This window comes from Pelomonas dachongensis (assembly GCF_043555865.1).
GTDB lineage: Bacteria > Pseudomonadota > Gammaproteobacteria > Burkholderiales > Burkholderiaceae_C > Pelomonas > Pelomonas dachongensis.
The window spans coordinates 1-364 of the sequence record NZ_JBIGHY010000044.1; the positions used below are offsets into that span (position 1 = coordinate 1).

1 protein-coding gene is annotated in these 364 nt (G+C 65.4%); it reads right to left on the reverse strand.

Annotated features, from left to right (window positions below; all coding sequences use genetic code 11):
* The coding region (locus tag ACG02S_RS26250; protein ID WP_394473444.1) for a transposase at nucleotides 1–364 on the reverse strand (364 nt) is incomplete at both ends.

Here is a 364-nt window from a genome sequence, read left to right on the forward strand (position 1 = left end):
AGCGTCGCCCTCGCTGCCCTTGAGCCAGCACTTGTCCATCCGGTGGTCGTGCTTGGTGTGGCCGATGGTCGGCTCGATCGCCTGGCGGCGCTTGAGCCAGCGCCTTTGCTGCGCATTCAAGGACTTGGACTTCCCTCGGTGGATGAGCTCCACCGGGGTGATGTCGGCATCGACACCGCGGTAGCCCAGGTCGACGACGGCTACCTTGGGCTTGACGCCGAGATCCTGCATCAAGGAGCTCGTCTGCTCGAGCTGGGCGCTGAGTGTGTGGCCATCGAACGGGTTGCCGGGGAAGCTGCGGGCACCCACGATCAGGCCGCTCTTGTGCGCCACGGCCAAGCTGACCTTGACGCCGAACTCGTAG